Annotated in this window: 14 protein-coding genes; 10 read left to right on the top strand and 4 right to left on the bottom strand. The window is 48.4% G+C overall.

Annotated elements, in window-relative coordinates; genetic code table 11:
- The first annotated feature begins 164 nt into the window (after positions 1–164).
- The 3 genes from ACR6Z4_RS02655 (at position 165) to ACR6Z4_RS02665 (ending at position 2,848) form a co-directional block, all read left to right on the top strand.
- A complete protein-coding gene (locus ACR6Z4_RS02655) occupies positions 165–539 on the top strand; it encodes a hypothetical protein (protein WP_479715660.1) in 375 nt (124 codons plus the stop codon).
- Positions 536–2,029 (top strand): D-alanyl-D-alanine carboxypeptidase/D-alanyl-D-alanine endopeptidase, encoded by a 1,494-nt coding sequence (gene dacB, locus ACR6Z4_RS02660; protein ID WP_479715661.1) that lies wholly within the window; start codon positions 536–538, stop codon positions 2,027–2,029. The genes ACR6Z4_RS02655 and dacB overlap by 4 nt, the downstream gene beginning before the upstream one ends.
- Positions 2,030–2,596: 567 nt before the next feature.
- Positions 2,597–2,848, top strand: coding sequence for a hypothetical protein (locus ACR6Z4_RS02665; protein ID WP_479715662.1), 252 nt, complete (start codon positions 2,597–2,599; stop codon positions 2,846–2,848).
- A 493-nt stretch (positions 2,849–3,341) separates the two neighbouring features.
- Here ACR6Z4_RS02665 and ACR6Z4_RS02670 read toward each other — a convergent pair whose 3' ends face one another.
- Positions 3,342–4,796 carry a glycoside hydrolase family 13 protein gene (locus ACR6Z4_RS02670; protein ID WP_479715663.1) on the bottom strand — a complete coding sequence of 485 codons (1,455 nt, stop codon included), beginning with the start codon at positions 4,794–4,796 and terminating at the stop codon, positions 3,342–3,344.
- Positions 4,797–5,269: 473 nt separating this feature from the next.
- Between ACR6Z4_RS02670 and ACR6Z4_RS02675 the strand changes: the two genes are divergently transcribed.
- The gene (locus ACR6Z4_RS02675) at positions 5,270–6,238 is read left to right on the top strand and encodes a protochlorophyllide reductase (RefSeq protein WP_479715664.1); all 969 of its coding nucleotides are present in this window, start codon (positions 5,270–5,272) and stop codon (positions 6,236–6,238) included.
- A gap of 152 nt (positions 6,239–6,390) precedes the next feature.
- Positions 6,391–6,894: a hypothetical protein gene (locus ACR6Z4_RS02680; RefSeq protein ID WP_479715665.1), complete on the top strand. Its 504-nt coding sequence runs from the start codon at positions 6,391–6,393 to the stop codon at positions 6,892–6,894.
- 405 nt (positions 6,895–7,299) lie between these two features.
- Here the strand turns inward: ACR6Z4_RS02680 and ACR6Z4_RS02685 are convergent, their stop codons facing one another.
- On the bottom strand, positions 7,300–7,653 hold the full coding sequence (locus ACR6Z4_RS02685) for a hypothetical protein (protein WP_479715666.1): 354 nt from the start codon (positions 7,651–7,653) through the stop codon (positions 7,300–7,302).
- A gap of 317 nt (positions 7,654–7,970) precedes the next feature.
- Here ACR6Z4_RS02685 and ACR6Z4_RS02690 point away from each other — a divergent pair, with 317 nt between their 5' ends.
- The 4 genes from ACR6Z4_RS02690 to ACR6Z4_RS02705 all read left to right on the top strand — a co-directional run bounded on the left by ACR6Z4_RS02690 (position 7,971) and on the right by ACR6Z4_RS02705 (position 10,454).
- Positions 7,971–8,519: a DUF2703 domain-containing protein gene (locus ACR6Z4_RS02690; protein WP_479715667.1), complete on the top strand. Its 549-nt coding sequence runs from the start codon at positions 7,971–7,973 to the stop codon at positions 8,517–8,519.
- Positions 8,520–8,548: 29 nt separating this feature from the next.
- Entirely contained in the window at positions 8,549–9,133 is a 585-nt protein-coding gene (gene sigZ, locus ACR6Z4_RS02695) for an RNA polymerase sigma factor SigZ (protein ID WP_479715668.1), read from the top strand.
- A 134-nt stretch (positions 9,134–9,267) separates the two neighbouring features.
- Entirely contained in the window at positions 9,268–9,732 is a 465-nt protein-coding gene (locus ACR6Z4_RS02700; RefSeq protein ID WP_479715669.1) for a cupin domain-containing protein, read from the top strand.
- Positions 9,729–10,454 carry an oxygen-binding di-iron domain-containing protein gene (locus ACR6Z4_RS02705; protein ID WP_479715670.1) on the top strand — a complete coding sequence of 242 codons (726 nt, stop codon included), beginning with the start codon at positions 9,729–9,731 and terminating at the stop codon, positions 10,452–10,454. Before ACR6Z4_RS02700 ends, ACR6Z4_RS02705 begins: the two co-directional genes overlap by 4 nt.
- A 224-nt stretch (positions 10,455–10,678) precedes the next feature.
- On the opposite strand, the gene hemC is transcribed toward ACR6Z4_RS02705, so the two are convergent.
- Positions 10,679–11,638, bottom strand: a complete 960-nt coding sequence (gene hemC / locus ACR6Z4_RS02710) for a hydroxymethylbilane synthase (protein ID WP_479715671.1) — start codon at positions 11,636–11,638, stop codon at positions 10,679–10,681.
- A 362-nt stretch (positions 11,639–12,000) separates the two neighbouring features.
- Here hemC and ACR6Z4_RS02715 point away from each other — a divergent pair, with 362 nt between their 5' ends.
- Positions 12,001–13,611, top strand: coding sequence for a glycosyltransferase family 39 protein (locus ACR6Z4_RS02715; protein ID WP_479715672.1), 1,611 nt, complete (start codon positions 12,001–12,003; stop codon positions 13,609–13,611).
- Between the two features lie 275 nt (positions 13,612–13,886).
- On the opposite strand, the gene ACR6Z4_RS02720 is transcribed toward ACR6Z4_RS02715, so the two are convergent.
- Positions 13,887–15,179 carry a S8 family serine peptidase gene (locus tag ACR6Z4_RS02720; protein ID WP_479715673.1) on the bottom strand — a complete coding sequence of 431 codons (1,293 nt, stop codon included), beginning with the start codon at positions 15,177–15,179 and terminating at the stop codon, positions 13,887–13,889.
- Positions 15,180–15,231: the final 52 nt, after the last annotated feature.

Below are 15,231 nucleotides of genomic sequence, written 5' to 3' on the forward strand. Positions count from 1 at the left end.
GCGATCGCTATAGGTTCTCAAAGCAAGATATTAACAAGTTATGAAACTTGTGAATCTATAACAGTGCTTGCTTGGACATACATGACACTATTGCAGAGTGTCATGAATTGCAATACGTAAATTTGAAATGATTTTCTGAATCAGTCTAATGCTAAATTGGCGAAATGGCTCACCTGACACCCGATGAAATTGATCAGTATCGGTCTGAATTGGCAGATCATCCTGAAGCGCTAAGAGCGCTCGACATGATTGAGGACTGTGAAGGCGATTTGGAAGATGCGGCGATCGCCCTGGCATTGCATGTCGGGCAAGAACCCGATCGCTCCGATGATTGGCTGGATGGTTTGGCAAAACGGTGGCGTGTGTCGCTCTGCCAGTCAGAGTTGAAGCACCTGATCACCGAAAAGGCGATCGCCACTGCTATTCAACAGCTAAAGGAACAGACCGATTTACCCGCAACTCTGGCAACCGCCGTCATTTTCCATGTCCTAAAAACGGGGATCGACGATTTTTGTAAGCCCTTAGGAGAATTGCTTTGACGGCATTGGGACGAGTCTGCTGGAAAGCCGGATGGCTCATTGCCGGACTTTGCCTCGGCTTTGTGCCGACTCAGCCCAGTGTTGCCCAGTCGGCAGCAGCTGCCAATACCCTATGTCCCGCAGCGTTACCTGAGGCGATCGCCCAGATTACCGACCGCCCAGAATTTGATCGGATGCGCTGGGGCATTTTGGTGCAGCCGTTAGGGAGCGCCGAAACGCTCTATGCAGAAGATGCCACACAGTTTTTTGTACCTGCCTCAAATGCCAAATTATTCACCACTGCTGCTGTCTTAACGGCTTTGGGTGCCGATTTTCGCATTCGTACCTCGGTTTACCGTGCTACGGATGCCGCAACCGGGCGCGATCGCCTGATTCTGGTAGGACGGGGTGATCCCTCCCTCAGCGATGACCAACTGCGCGATCTGGCAGCTCAAGTCCGCCGTCAGGGCATTGACTCCATTGATCAACTGATTGCTGACGATCTCTACTTTACAGGCGATGCCGTCAATCCTAACTGGGAATGGGAAGATATTCAGGCGGGCTATGGTGCGCCTGTGAATAGTTTGATGTTAAATCGCAATGCGATCGCTCTGAGTCTCGTTCCACAAGCCGTGGGCGACCCATTACAAGTCGTTTGGGCAGATGCCTCAGAGGCACGACAATGGCGTATCGACAATCGATCCCGTACCGTCGCCGCCGGGGAGCCAGAGTTTGTCTCCGTTGGGCGCGACCTGAGTCAGCCGATTCTGATCGTCCAGGGGCAGTTGCAGGTCGGTGCCGAACCAGAAGATGCCGCGATCGCCATTCCTGACCCTACAACTTATGCCCTGCGGCGCTTTCGGCAAATCTTGGCAGATACCGGCATCTCGGTGCGACAAACAGCGGTGGCGTCCACGCCAATCCCCAACGACGCCGCAGAAATTGCGTTCGTGCTGTCGCCCCCTCTATCAGAATTGCTGATTGAAGCCAATCAAGACAGCGATAATCTTTATGCTGAAGCATTGCTGAGAATTTTGGGCGTCAACCACGCTGCTGCCAACTCATCCAGCACCAGTTTAGATAACGGGATCGCGGCGATCGCGACCACCCTTTCTCCGTTGGGAGTCGATCCCGAAAGCTATGCCCTGGCAGATGGATCGGGCTTATCGCGGCACAATCTCGCCAGTCCAGCCGCACTCGTCCAAACCTTACAAGCCATGGCGCGATCGCCTCAGGCGACACTTTACCGCAACTCTCTAGCGGTTGCCGGGGTAAGTGGCACGTTGCAATATCGCTTTCGTAATACCTCAGTTGCAGGGCATTTGCAGGGCAAAACGGGAGCATTAGGGGGCGTAGCTGCTCTATCGGGGTATCTCGACCCGCCCAACTATCCCCCCGTAGTCTTCAGCATTCTGGTGAACCAATTTGCCCAGCCCGTACGCACGATCCGTCCGACGATGGATGACATAGTGTTGCAGATTAACCGGCTCCAGACCTGTGCGAACGAGTAGACCCAATCAAAAACTTTGCAACACCAGAGATATAGCAATTGAATAGTTAATCAGGACGGGGTGCAGGGGTGGAACCCCTGTCCGGGGGCACCGCCCCCGCGCCCCTGTCCTAACCAGCCCTCTGGCTGCTATACCAGCGAAATTAAGCAAACTCGTCTCAAAAACAGGCTAAGACCTCGGAGGTTTTGAAAACCTCCAAGATCTTATGTCTTGTTGCCATCCTACTTCTGAGGGTTGATTCAATGCTAGGAGAATTCAGGGATCATTCAGAGATCTGGGCTGTCGGGGATGGATCATTAAAGATATTCACCTCTGTAGGTTTTCGGAGAGAAGCAGAGAATGGTTTATTAAAATTCTTTAAAAATCGATGAATTTTCCCAAAATCTTGCCTGTTCGTGCGCCATAACCTGTGTATGAGATTCAATACCTCGATAGCAATTGATGAGTAAACGTTACATAGTCTACTGAATTTTAATCAAATCTTTAAATTTCAGAAGGACTACGTAAAAGTTTCTTAGAATTTAAGTAAGATCAAGATAGGGTGCGTGAATTTACCAGGCGAACTTTATGAGTAGTTTCCCAAGAATTACTATTGCTATTATTGCGATCGCTGGAATTCAATGGGCGACCCTGGACAAGGCTGTTGCAATTCCAACGACTCAACCTGTCAATAGTCTGCGTCTTGCACCGCTCTCTGCATCGGACTCACTCCATCCGTCAACAGATGCTGATGACCCGATTTCCGTAATACTACGGGATTATCAACCTCCCGACGATACAGATGCTCCCGATAGTAGCCAGGGTTCTGGCACTCGCTGAAACATTTGTGAACCCACGACCTCTGCTTTCTGTTAAGAAAGTTTGCAGCTTACCTAAGGCGATCGCTAATAAAGCAGTACTCTACTGATCCACTCATTACCAATAAGCCTCAAAGTTGAGTTGGTCGTAAGGCAAAAATAAGGCTCTCAGTAAAATTGCTGGAATGCCAACGAGAGTATGAGTAAAAATTCAGCGCCACCCCAGATTATTGCTGGGGATCTCATGCTGATGTGAAGCGCAAACACTATCGCTTCTGTAGCTAATGCTTACAACTTCAATAAAACCTGAACGATTGAATGGTTGGAAGAGGCGTGGGGGTTATGTATTCGCATCCATTGCTAATCCTCTATTCCTTAGGATCGTGGATTTAATAAAGCCCGATTCTTTTTGAGAGAGCGGCGGCTCCGCCGCCGCTCTCTCAAAAAGAATTAGCAGATGTTTGCGGGGCAGCGTTGCTGCCCCGCAAACATCTTTTTAGTCGCGACGATTTTGCTTAAAGCTTCAGCACGATGCCGCTTCGTCCCGCCAGGGTTAGGCTAATCTGGGTTTCTTGCTCCGTCACCACAGCGGTGCCGTAGACCAGGTGTCCGGGTTGGCAATGGCTGGGGAGGCGATCGCGATCGAGTTGCACCATAACATCATCAATACCTGCGTTGACGACCACAAGCAACGTTTCTTCTAAATGCGATCGCACAAACGCATACGCCATGCCTTGAGCATATACACTCTGGTACGATCCGATTCGCAGGGCTGGGTACGTATGACGTAACCGAATCAGCTGGCGATGGTACTCAAATACATCTGACTTCCAGAAAGATTGGGTTGGAAATCCGCGCCGACAGTCTGGATCTAGCGTGCCTTCTAAACCGACTTCATCTCCGTAATAAATGCTGGGGGCACCCGGAAACGTAAACAACAATAGCGTGGCTAACTCAACGGTAGCGCGATCGCCCTGAGCAATGGAAATCAGTCGAGCGGTATCGTGGCTATCCAGTAAATTTAATTGCGTCAGTTGAATATCCCAGGGATAAAGTGCTAATAACGCTTGTATCTTGTCAGCATAGGCGCTGGCATCGAGTGGTGGATACGGATCATAGGAACGATCTTCAACTTGCGACAGGTCAACGCGATCGCCTGCTGTAAATGCGATCGTTGGTGCGGTAAATAAATAGTTCATTACCCCGTCAAATTGAGTTCCATCCAGCCATTGCCGTGCATCTCTCCAGACTTCTCCGACAATGTAGGCATCGGGATTCATCGCTTTGACGCGATCGCGAAACTCTTGCCAAAATCCGGGCGTTGTAATTTCAAATGGTACATCTAACCGCCAGCCATCAATGCCAAACTGTACCCAGTATTCAGCAATTTCCATAATGTATTCTCGCACTGCCGGATTGTCATGATTAAACTGCGGCAATGCCCGATTTCCTGCCCAACCCACGTAATTAGCGGGCAAACTCCCATCATAGGCAGAGAGTGGCCAACCTTCGACCTTAAACCAGTCGAGCCATGGAGAATAGGGTCCATTTTCTAAGATGTCATGAAAGAAGAAAAAACCTCGGCTGGCATGGTTAAATACCCCATCCAATACCACTTTAATATGGCGCTGATGGGCAGCTATGAGTAAGCGCTCAAATGCTACATTTCCACCCAATAACGGATCAATTTGGTAATAGTCATGGGTGTGGTAGCGGTGATTGCAAGCAGACTGAAAGATCGGCGTAAAGTAAATGGCATTGATCCCCAGATCGTGTAGATAATCCAGTTGCTCGATTACACCCCAGAGATCTCCTCCCTTATATCCCTGTAGCGTGGGTGGCGTTTCCCAGGATTCTAAAGGAATAGACCCAAACTTTTGTAGAGCCGCTTGACTGCCTTTGGCAAAGCGATCGGGAAAAATTTGATAGAAAACGGCATGTTTTACCCAATCGGGTGTTTGAATGTGCATTGAGTCTTCATCCTAATAAACAGGGCAACAGTAAACACCAATCTCTCATCCTGTGTGCTGAATGTGTGCTGGGGATAGGTGCTGTAGATGGGCACATCCCTTCTACCCCACACCATCCCAAAACTACTTCAGGCATAACTGAATCTTGATGCGAATTAGACTGTAAACCCAAAAAGTTCGCAGTCCAATTTAGACTCAAGCCCAGCAATGCCTCGCCATTCAAACGGCACGAGTGAGGCTGGTCGAACAGGGGACCCCCCTGAACTGAGAGTCAAATGCTCCCTTCACCCCTTGTAGCTCAAATTTTAGGATGGGTCTTCGTCCATAAGTTAGTCTCTATAGAAACTCTAGAGTGCTCATAATAGTGCGAATTAAAGTCGTTAACCGCTGACAACAAAATAGAAGTTGAACGTTCAATCATGTGAGACGATTGGGAATAGTCAACGTCTATCAAACAAACATTTTTAAGAAGAATGGGAGACAATCAGAAATTAACGGTTGTGGTCACAGGAGCTTCATCGGGAGTCGGTTTATATGCCGCAAAAGCGCTCGCCCGTAGAGGTTGCCATGTTGTGATGGCTTGCCGAGATTTGGATAAAGCCGAAAAAGCTGCTCAAACGGTCGGCATACCGAAAGACAGCTACACGGTCATGCATATTGATCTCGGTTCGCTAGCAAGCGTTCGCAAATTTGTGAATGATTTTAGAGCGAGTGGAAAATCGTTGGATGCGTTGGTCTGTAATGCAGCAATTTATTTACCCTTGCAGAAAGAACCCCTGCGTAGCCCCGACGGTTATGAACTGACCGTCGCAACCAATCATTTAGGGCATTTTCTGTTGTGCAATCTGATGTTGGAGGATTTGAAACGGTCATCGGCTCCCCAGCGAAGATTAGTGATTTTGGGAACCGTCACTGCCAATCCGAAAGAACTGGGGGGTAAAATTCCCATTCCAGCTCCTCCTGACCTCGGAGATCTTCAGGGTTTTGAAGCAGGGTTCAAAGCCCCAATTACGATGATCAATGGTAAGAAATTTAAGTCGGGTAAAGCGTATAAAGACAGCAAACTTTGTAATGTACTAACGATGCGAGAACTTCATCGCCGTTATTACACGTCCACTGGAATTGTGTTTAATTCGCTGTATCCAGGCTGTGTTGCCGAAACGCCGCTGTTTCGTAACCACTATCCGCTATTTCAGAAGATTTTTCCCTGGTTCCAAAAGAACATTACGGGTGGCTATGTCTCTCAAGACTTAGCGGGCGATCGCGTTGCAGCGGTAGCCGTTGATCCGGAATACAACCAGTCGGGGGTGTATTGGAGCTGGGGCAATCGCCAGAAAGAAGGTCGCAAGTCTTTCTCTCAGGAAGTCTCAGATGAAGCCAGCGATGACAACAAGGCAAAACGCCTGTGGGAACTGAGTGCCAAGCTAGTTGGGCTTGCCTAAGATTGCCAAACACAAAGATTCCCGGCATGTTTAAAATACAGGGAATCAGATCACTGAGTCTTTAGCTAAGGATCCTCCTTTTCGGGAGAGTGCGGCTCCGCCGCACTCTCCCGAAAAGATTTGGGGGTTAATTTTGTCAGACTCCCAAAGCAATGAAATGGGCGATCGCCTTTCTGCTTACGGCTCGCTATCGATGGATGGCATTGATGCTTGGCTTAGCCACCTCGTTCCATACCCTGGTCGGTGGGTGGGCATTTTTGACCGCTGTAGGGTGGATGCTGGTTCACCGCAAGCTATCCCTCAAACCGTGGCACCATAACGGCATTTTGCTGGGGATCTATGGCTGCGCCAGTGTTTTCTCAATTCAACCAGTGTTAGAGCATGTGTGGACGGCACCGCCACCGAGTCGGTTTACTCCGTCGTTTATCGGGGCAAATTTAAGCCGCACAACCGATCAACGCCCTCTAGTTGAAGATCGGCTCCTGGCAGGATATAGCGATCTGACAACCAACCAGGCAAAGCAATTAATGCAGAAATATCAAGCCCATTATTTGGCAACTCACCGAGAACATCGACTCAATTTGCCCAAACTCTACCAAAATTCTCGCTATATCGTTTATGGCGATCGCCCTGCCCAAACGAAACCCTTGGTGTGAGCTTAAAGATCATCCACGAATGAACCCGTCATGCTGGAGAACTGTCCATTTGCCATAGTTGACAATGCATAAAAAAGCCGCGCGACGCGCGGCTTTTTTATGCATCACCTATCACTACAAAGAGTCTGTAATAGGATGCAATTACAACCATTCCTGTTGGGTAAAACGCACAATCATTGTCAAAGCTGAAAAGAGTAGCCGACGCAGAAACAGAAAGAGTAAGAAATAATTCAGCCAGAAACCTCACGCACTCTCCTGCGTGCTAATAGCAAAATTGATCGGCTATAAAAGACTAGAAGTGAGGCAGAAGATTCTCACTTAGTCCGCTTTAATACCGGGTTAGCTGAAATGCCATCCAAGTATCTACTACTCAATTCACCTTTGCACTTCACCAAAAGTCGTTTGCTAAAAATCGCTAGTACCATACTCAGAATCAATTAAATCTTGATTTCTAGACATAAGTCCCCATATCTCAATGTTCCGACTATCTTCGAATCTAATAGCGCCTACTCGAATTAAAATACGGCGAAGCTCATTATCCTCAAAACCTGCAACATGATATTTAATCGCATCAAAGGTTCTTAGCTTCCATTTCGGATGCTCTAAGAGTTGACGAATTAAGCGTTCTGCTTGGTACTCAAGTAAAAATTGCCTTTCTATTTGCTTTACTTGCGATCGGGTTGTTACATAGACACTAAAAACTGCTACTCCTGATGAAACGATGGAAGAAATGATGGTGGTAGTAATCTCTGAACTCATTTTTTTGTTTAGCAAAAGATTTCATTAGGTACCATCACTCTAACTTAGGACCCAAGGACTTTACGTGGAGCCAGCTAACGATCGCATTTAGACGAATAAATTTCACATGCTCCCCAATTTGGTAGCTTAGGTAGAAATTTGCGTCGATTTCTACAACGATCGCACGTTGTTTTGTAGAACTACTTGATCCAGCTAATGCTTCTGGTTTGGTTAAGGATGGCGATCGCATGGACAACGCATAAAAAAGCTGCTCAATTTTGCGTCCTTTTCTGAAGTCTACCGTCTATCTGGATGAACCTGAACTTAGGAGAATTGAGATGACGTCTCAGAAATTAGACCAACTCCCTCGAACACTCACGGTTGAATTGCTGGCACTTGATTTGTCCACTTGCTCTCGCTGTGCGGGCTCGCTCTCTAATGTGGAACAAGCGATCGCCACGCTTCAGTCAGTTCTTGCCAGCACGGGCACAGCTATCCAGTTCCACAAAATTGTGGTGGAGTCAGAAGCGCAAGCCCAACAATTGCAATTTGTCAGTTCCCCCACCATTCGAGTCAATGGTCACGATATTATTCTAGAAACAACGGAGAGCCGTTGTGGTGACTGTTCAGACATTTCTGGCTCCCCAAACGGAACCGTGTGCCGCACCTGGTCTTATCAAGGGGAGACTTATACGGAAGCTCCTGTCGGTATGATTGTAGATGCAATTCTGCGGGCAATTTACCAGGCTGAAATTCCTCTCTCTAGCGTTTCCCCGGCATTCGAGGTACCGCAAAATCTGCAACAGTTCTTTCAAGCAAAAGCGGAAAAGATGACTGCTTGCTGTGGCGCAAAATCAACCATTTCCAGTGGCTGTGGTTGTGCATAAACAGAGGTAACAGCAGCGGAGAAATCAAGATGGCAGCAACAACACGTGATGTGAAAGTAGTTTGGCAGGCGTTTCACCAACGGTTACGAAGTTTCATCTTGCAACGGGTGAATAATCCTGCGGATGCGGATGACATTTTGCAAGAGGTGTTTGTTCGCATTTACCAGCGATTAACGACCGTTCGAGAGCGTGATCGTCTGCAAAGCTGGATTTTTCAGATTGCTCGCAATGCCATCATTGACTATTACCGTAAGGTCGATCGACAGCCTGAATTTACGTCTGAAGCTGCCCTGGCAACGTTAGCAATGGCTGAAGATCCAGAAGTCTTTAATCAGCAGATGGCGGATTGCCTGCGTCCTTTGCTGGAATATTTACCCGAGTCTTATCGAGATGCAATACAGCTTGCAGAATTTGAAGGCATGACTCAAGCTGCGATCGCCCAGGAATTAGGCATTTCTGTATCTGGTATGAAATCACGGGTGCAGCGTGGGCGACAAAAGCTCAAAGATTTGCTGCAAACCTGTTGCCAAATCGAGATGGATGCGACGGGAAACGTCATCGAATATGAAATGAAAGATCTGCCGATGTGTCGTTCCTGTGGTTTAGCAAAGTAATCTGCCCCAGAACCAAGGGGTAGAAGCACTCATTCTTCATTTTGACGATCTTCAATCATCGTCACCCATTTCCTGACAGATGTCAGGGAACGGGATCTGCTTGCCTATCAATCTAAATTCAACGGAGAAACCCTATGACTACTAAAGTACAGCACTCAAAACCCAAAATCCTTGCACCTGGCGAAGGTGACGCTCATCCTATGTTGACCCATCAGGTGGTGTGGAAGGTGATTGGAGACGATACCAATGGACAGTATGCGATGTTTGAAATGATCGATACTGCCGGGGGAGAAGCACCGTTGCATCGCCATCCTTGGGAGGAAACTTTCTACATTTTGGAGGGAGAAATCGAAATCCAGGTGGGCGATTGTCAACAAATTGTAAGGGCTGGTGCCATGAGTCACATCCCTGCCAATACGCTACATCGATTTAAGGTGCGTTCTCCCATGGCTCGCGCTTTGCATATTGTCTCACCCGCTTCCGCAGCAGCGTTCTATCAAGACGTTGGTACAGAAATCACCAGTTTTCCACCCGATTTGATTGCCTTCCAGGAAATTTGTGCGAAACATGGCTTGCAGCTTTCGGGAGGGGAATCATGACTGTAACGGAGATCGCTCCTGACCTGTATCGCATCTCTACCTATGTCCCAGAGCTAAATATCCAGTTCAATCAATTCCTGATTCGAGACGATGAGCCACTCCTGTTTCATACCGGACACAGGGCAATGTTTCCGCTGATTCGGGATGCGGTAGCCAGTATCCTCGATCCATCGAGCATCCGGTGGCTGGGGTTCAGCCATTTTGAAGCAGACGAGTGCGGATCGCTCAATGAATGGCTTCAGGAAGCCCCTGCTGCTGAACCCGTTTGTAGCAGGGTCGGGGCACTGGTCAGCATCAACGACTTTGCTACCCGTCCAGCGAAAGGCATGGCTGATGGTGAGGTTTTGCATACGGGCAAGTATCGTTTTCGCCTACTCCATACGCCGCATGTGCCGCACTGTTGGGAAGCAGGGCTATTCTTTGAAGAAGAGCACAAGACGCTGTTCTGTTCGGATCTGTTTCATCAGAACGGAGATGTGGAACCGTTGACGGAATCGGACATCCTGGAGCGGGTGCGTCAGACGTTAGTTGATTATCAGGCGAGTCCTTTTGCCAACTACATCCCTTACACACCGCACACTGAGCCAACGTTACACCGACTAGCCGATCTTCAGCCCAATACGATTGCTATTATGCACGGCTCAACTTTCAGCGGCAATGGGGAATGTGCCTTGCGGGATTTAGCGACGGTGATGCGCGAGGTTCTGAATGTCGTGCCCTAGTCAACTAACGCGCATTTAGACAGACGAATTCCACATCCCTTTACTTTGGTGACTCAGGTAGAACTTGGCGTCGATTCCTACAGCGATCGCACTTTGTTTTACATATAGCAGTCGAGGGGTTGGTGAGGACAACGGTTGTGTGAGAACCCGCGCGGAGCACGGGTTCTCACACTTAACTAAAAAAGCCGCGCGTCGCGCGGCTTTTTTGCATCACATCGATTAAATTAGCTGCGTTGAATTTCGGCAAGGATGGCATCCAGGATGTCTTGTGCGCCTTCCTGACGTAGGCGTTTTGCCAGTTCAATGCCCAACGTTTCTGCGGTGTCAGCAGGGCCAGAAATTTCTCCTTGCACCAACTGTTTGCCATCCAAGCTGGCAACGATGCCGGTGAGGGTGAGGGTGTCTCCGGTAAACGCGGTATTGACGCCAATGGGCACCTGGCATCCACCTTCCAGTTCGCGCAAAAATGACCGTTCGGCATAGCATCGCTGAGCGGTGGGTTTGTGTTCTAGCGCTTTCAGGAGTGAAAGAATTTCGGCATCGTCTGCACGGCACTCAATGCCAAGTGCGCCTTGACCAACCGCATGCAGCGAAATGTCAGAGGGGATGACTTGATGAATGCGATCGCTCATACCCAACCGTTGCAAGCCTGCTGCTGCCAAAATCAGGGCGTCATATTCTCCCGCATCCAGTTTTGCCAGACGGGTGTTGAGGTTTCCCCGTACATCTTTAAAACTTAGATGAGGATAATGGTGCCGCAGTTGCGCCAACCGTCGCAGTGAGGAGGTTCCAATTACAGCACCGGCGGGCAGGGTAGCCAGTTGCTTATCGCTGTGCTGTTCATGCACAACCAGCGCATCTGCCGGATCTTCGCGTTCGGTCACACAACCCAGCACCAAGCCATCTGGCAAATGGGTGGGCAAATCTTTGAGAGAATGCACTGCGAAATCAATCTCGCCCTGAAGCATTCCTACTTCCAACTCTTTTGTAAACAGCCCTTTGTCGCCAATTTTTGCCAGCGCTACGTCCAGGATTTTGTCTCCCTGCGTACTCATGGTGTGAACTTCAAAGGTGCGATCTGGAAAAGCTTTTTGGAGTTGCTCTTGAACCCAATAGGTTTGCACTAAAGCCAACTGGCTTTTGCGGGAACCGATGCGGATAGTACGAGGAGGACTAGCAATCATTATGTAAAGCGTCGTTAAGAAAAACAGCGAAATGTTAAGCGGGAACTAGACTTCACCACTCAATCAGCTTACCGCAGGACGGACCTCTGCAATCGTCTGATTTCGCCAATCGCTCATCCGTGTTAACGGTAGTGTTAGCGGTTAGATATTCGTGCCCAGGCTGTTCAAAAATCAGATGGAACGTGCGATGATCTCATCCTTATGCAAACGCTCAGTCTATGCGATTAGGTGGGTGTGGCGTAACGTCAACCGTGCTGATGTTGAGGATACTTTTGCCGGCGAAACCAAACGATTTCGCCGGCAAAAGTATCCTCAATCCTACCGATTCTCTAAAATCTCACTACAGCCATGGCAGAAAGGTGATGAAGCCATTATTCAACATTCAGAGTTTTTTGATCGGGCGATCGCCGCTGATTGTCCTGCGGTTTATGGCGATCGCTTTGGTGCTGTTGGGAATTGGGTTTCGCTTTGTCAATTTAGGGCACAAGGTCTATTGGGCAGATGAGGTTAATACCTCGTTACGCATGTCGGGCTACACCGAAACGGAAGTGGTGCAACATCTTTATACAGGGGAGGTTAAGGGTGTAGAAGACTTGCTGCACTATCAGCATCCCAACCCCGAAAAAAGCTTAGGAGATGCCCTGGTCGTTTTGCAAAGCAAGGCAGAACACGCACCGTTGTACTTTTTGTTGGCGCGATTTTGGACTCAGGCGTTGCCGTATTCTGCGGCGACGATTCGAGCGTTGTCGGCGGTGATCAGCCTGCTAGTTTTTCCCTGTCTTTACTGGCTGTGTTTAGAATTATGGCGATCGCCTCGGGTTGGCTGGATGGCGATGGCACTGGTTGCGGTTTCACCGTTGCATGTGTTGTATGCCCAGGAAGCTCGTCAGTACAGTTTGTGGACGGTGACTATTTTGCTGTCGAGTGCAACCTTGTTATGGGCAAAACGTAGCAAAACTCGTTGGGCTTGGGTGACGTATGCGCTGACGATTGCTCTGGGGTTGTATACACATTTATTATTTGCTCTGGTGGCGATCGCCCATGCATTTTATATGGCTGTGATCACGGAGGGACGCAATTACCGCTTGATTCGGGCTTACCTGCTGGCAACAGCGGCAGGGGCAGCAACCTTTATTCCCTGGCTAATGGTTATGTTGAGCCGGATGGGTGAGATTCAAGCCAGTACTGAATCACTGGATGATTCATCCTCTATCTCTCGGTTGATTGATCTGTGGTTTCTCAACCTCAACCGTGCCTTGATTGATTCAGAGCTGGGAGCAGCCAATGTGTTGCTGGTTTTGTGGATTGCCTATGTGCTGTATTTTCTTTGCCGCCATGCGCCTGGGCGCATTAGCTGGTTTGTTGTCTTACTCATCGGCATCCCCTTTCTGGCGCTGGCATTACCCGATTTAATTATTGGTGGACAGCGATCGCTGCGGGTTCGTTACCTGTTTCCATCCTTCCTCGGCATTCAAATGGCGATCGCCTACTTGTTTACCACCCAACTTTTTTCGACCCGAAACCGCCCAACGATGCCGACCATCGCTTCATCGCTGCACCCTTTTAATATCGTTCGTCGCTACCGCTGGCATCTACTTCTCACGCTCTTCCTATTGACTAATATCTGGGCGTGTGGTCTGAGCGCTCAGGCAGAAGTCTGGTGGAATAAAAGTTCCACCAAATCTGATTTTCTGCCGCCCGTTGCCCATTTGATTAACCAGAGCGATCGCCCATTGGTGGTCAGTGATGCCGACCCGATCACATTTTTATCGCTCAGCTATTTATTTGATGCTGATGTGCAGGTGATATTGGTTAGTCATCCACGTCAATTGCCATTTCTCCGGTTATCGCATCCGACCTTTTTGCTATCGCCGTCTAGAGGATTGCGGGCTAAGGTAACGCAAGAGCAAAAAGCCGAGTTGCAATCGCTGTATGAGGAAAATGGTAAACCATTGCTCTGGCACGTTCACTAAGGATCGTGGATTAAATAAGATCGAATATTGGATCGTTTGTAGGGGCGAACGGCCGTTCGCCCCTACAACCAATCATCGGAGTTATTTAATTCCCATTCCTAAGGATCACAGATTAACCTGTCAATTTTTTATGAAGACGTGCCAAACCTATGACCCCCTGTAGTCTCCCTTGGCAAGGGGGACAGCGACAACTGGGGGTAAATCAGGCACAGCCTCATATCAAAACGCTATGAGAGAGCCGTGCGGAGCACGGCTCTCTCGCAACGTGGGTATGGCTATAACGATTGGGCTGTCGAAGTCAGAATATCCTCAATTTGTTCAGGGGTCAGGGTCGGATTAGCACTCAGCATCAGGGCAGCGATCGCCGCTACGGCTGGTGTGGCATACGAAGTCCCTGAAGCCTTTTTATACATCGTATTGTCTTCTAAATCAGTTGAGTAAACATTTACCCCTGGAGCCACCAGATAATCAATCGGTCTATTTCCGGCTGGGTTAGAGAAGTTGGCAAAGTTCTGATTGCGATTGACTGCACCCACCGCTATTCCGTAATTATTTCTGGCTGCAAACCAGGCAGGATCAAGGGGTTTCTGGGAGCCATACTGCCGATTATTGCCAGCAGCTAGCACCACTAAAACTCCCTGCTGCCGGGCAGATTTAATAGCTTGTTTTAAGACAGGTTGAGTCTCAGCAACGCCTCCAATACTAATGTTGATAATATCTGCTCCATTTTGGACGGCGTAATTGATGCCCTTGGCAATCACCGAATCAAAAGCAGAGGGCAACCCTGTAAAGGAGTCTCCTGAAACTTTAATCGGCATGACCTGAGCATCTGGAGCAATCCCAATATCTCGATCGGTGATAACTCCTGCCACAAAGGTGCCATGACCACTCAGATCAAACGGAGAATTATCATGATTGACAAAATCCCAGCCACACACATCATCGACATACCCATTGCCATCATCATCAATACCATTGCCCGAGATTTCACCGGGATTCGTCCAGATGCTATCGGTCAGAAAAGGATTGAAGTAGTCAACCCCTGAATCCAACACGGCAACCACTACATTTTGCCCTTTAAATCCTTTTGCCCATACTTCAGGTGCCTTTACCGCATCCACACCCCACTGACTTAATGCAGAACTATCAGGAACATTGGCAAAAGAATCTTGCTGAATTGCCGCTGCTACGGCTTTAGCCGCATTAACTAAACCATTGCCAGATAAATATTTCCAGGGTTTCTTAGTAGACGTCAGTTGCAATTTATAAGAAGTTGATTGACGACCTACAATCTTAATTCTGTAGGTGCCTGCCGCCAGAATGGTGTTGATCTGCTCTTTGCGATCGCCCGATAGGCTAGAGCGATTAACAACCTTTTGATTGCGATCTAACACCAACACATCAGCATTTTTTTTCAATTTCGATAGGGAAATTTGAATACTGCTACGTTGGGTTAATTTAAACCGGAAAAAATCAAATTTATCTTTCTTGTGATTGACGCGATCGCGAAATAGAGCATTGGCTTTAATCGGTTTAGCCGTTGCAAACGTATTATTAGGTTCACGCATTGAACTATGGTAATTCCTCTTTTGTAATAGGCTGCTTCATTAATAAAAACTA

The sequence above is a fragment of the Calyptranema fuscum S582 genome (genome assembly GCF_055793305.1).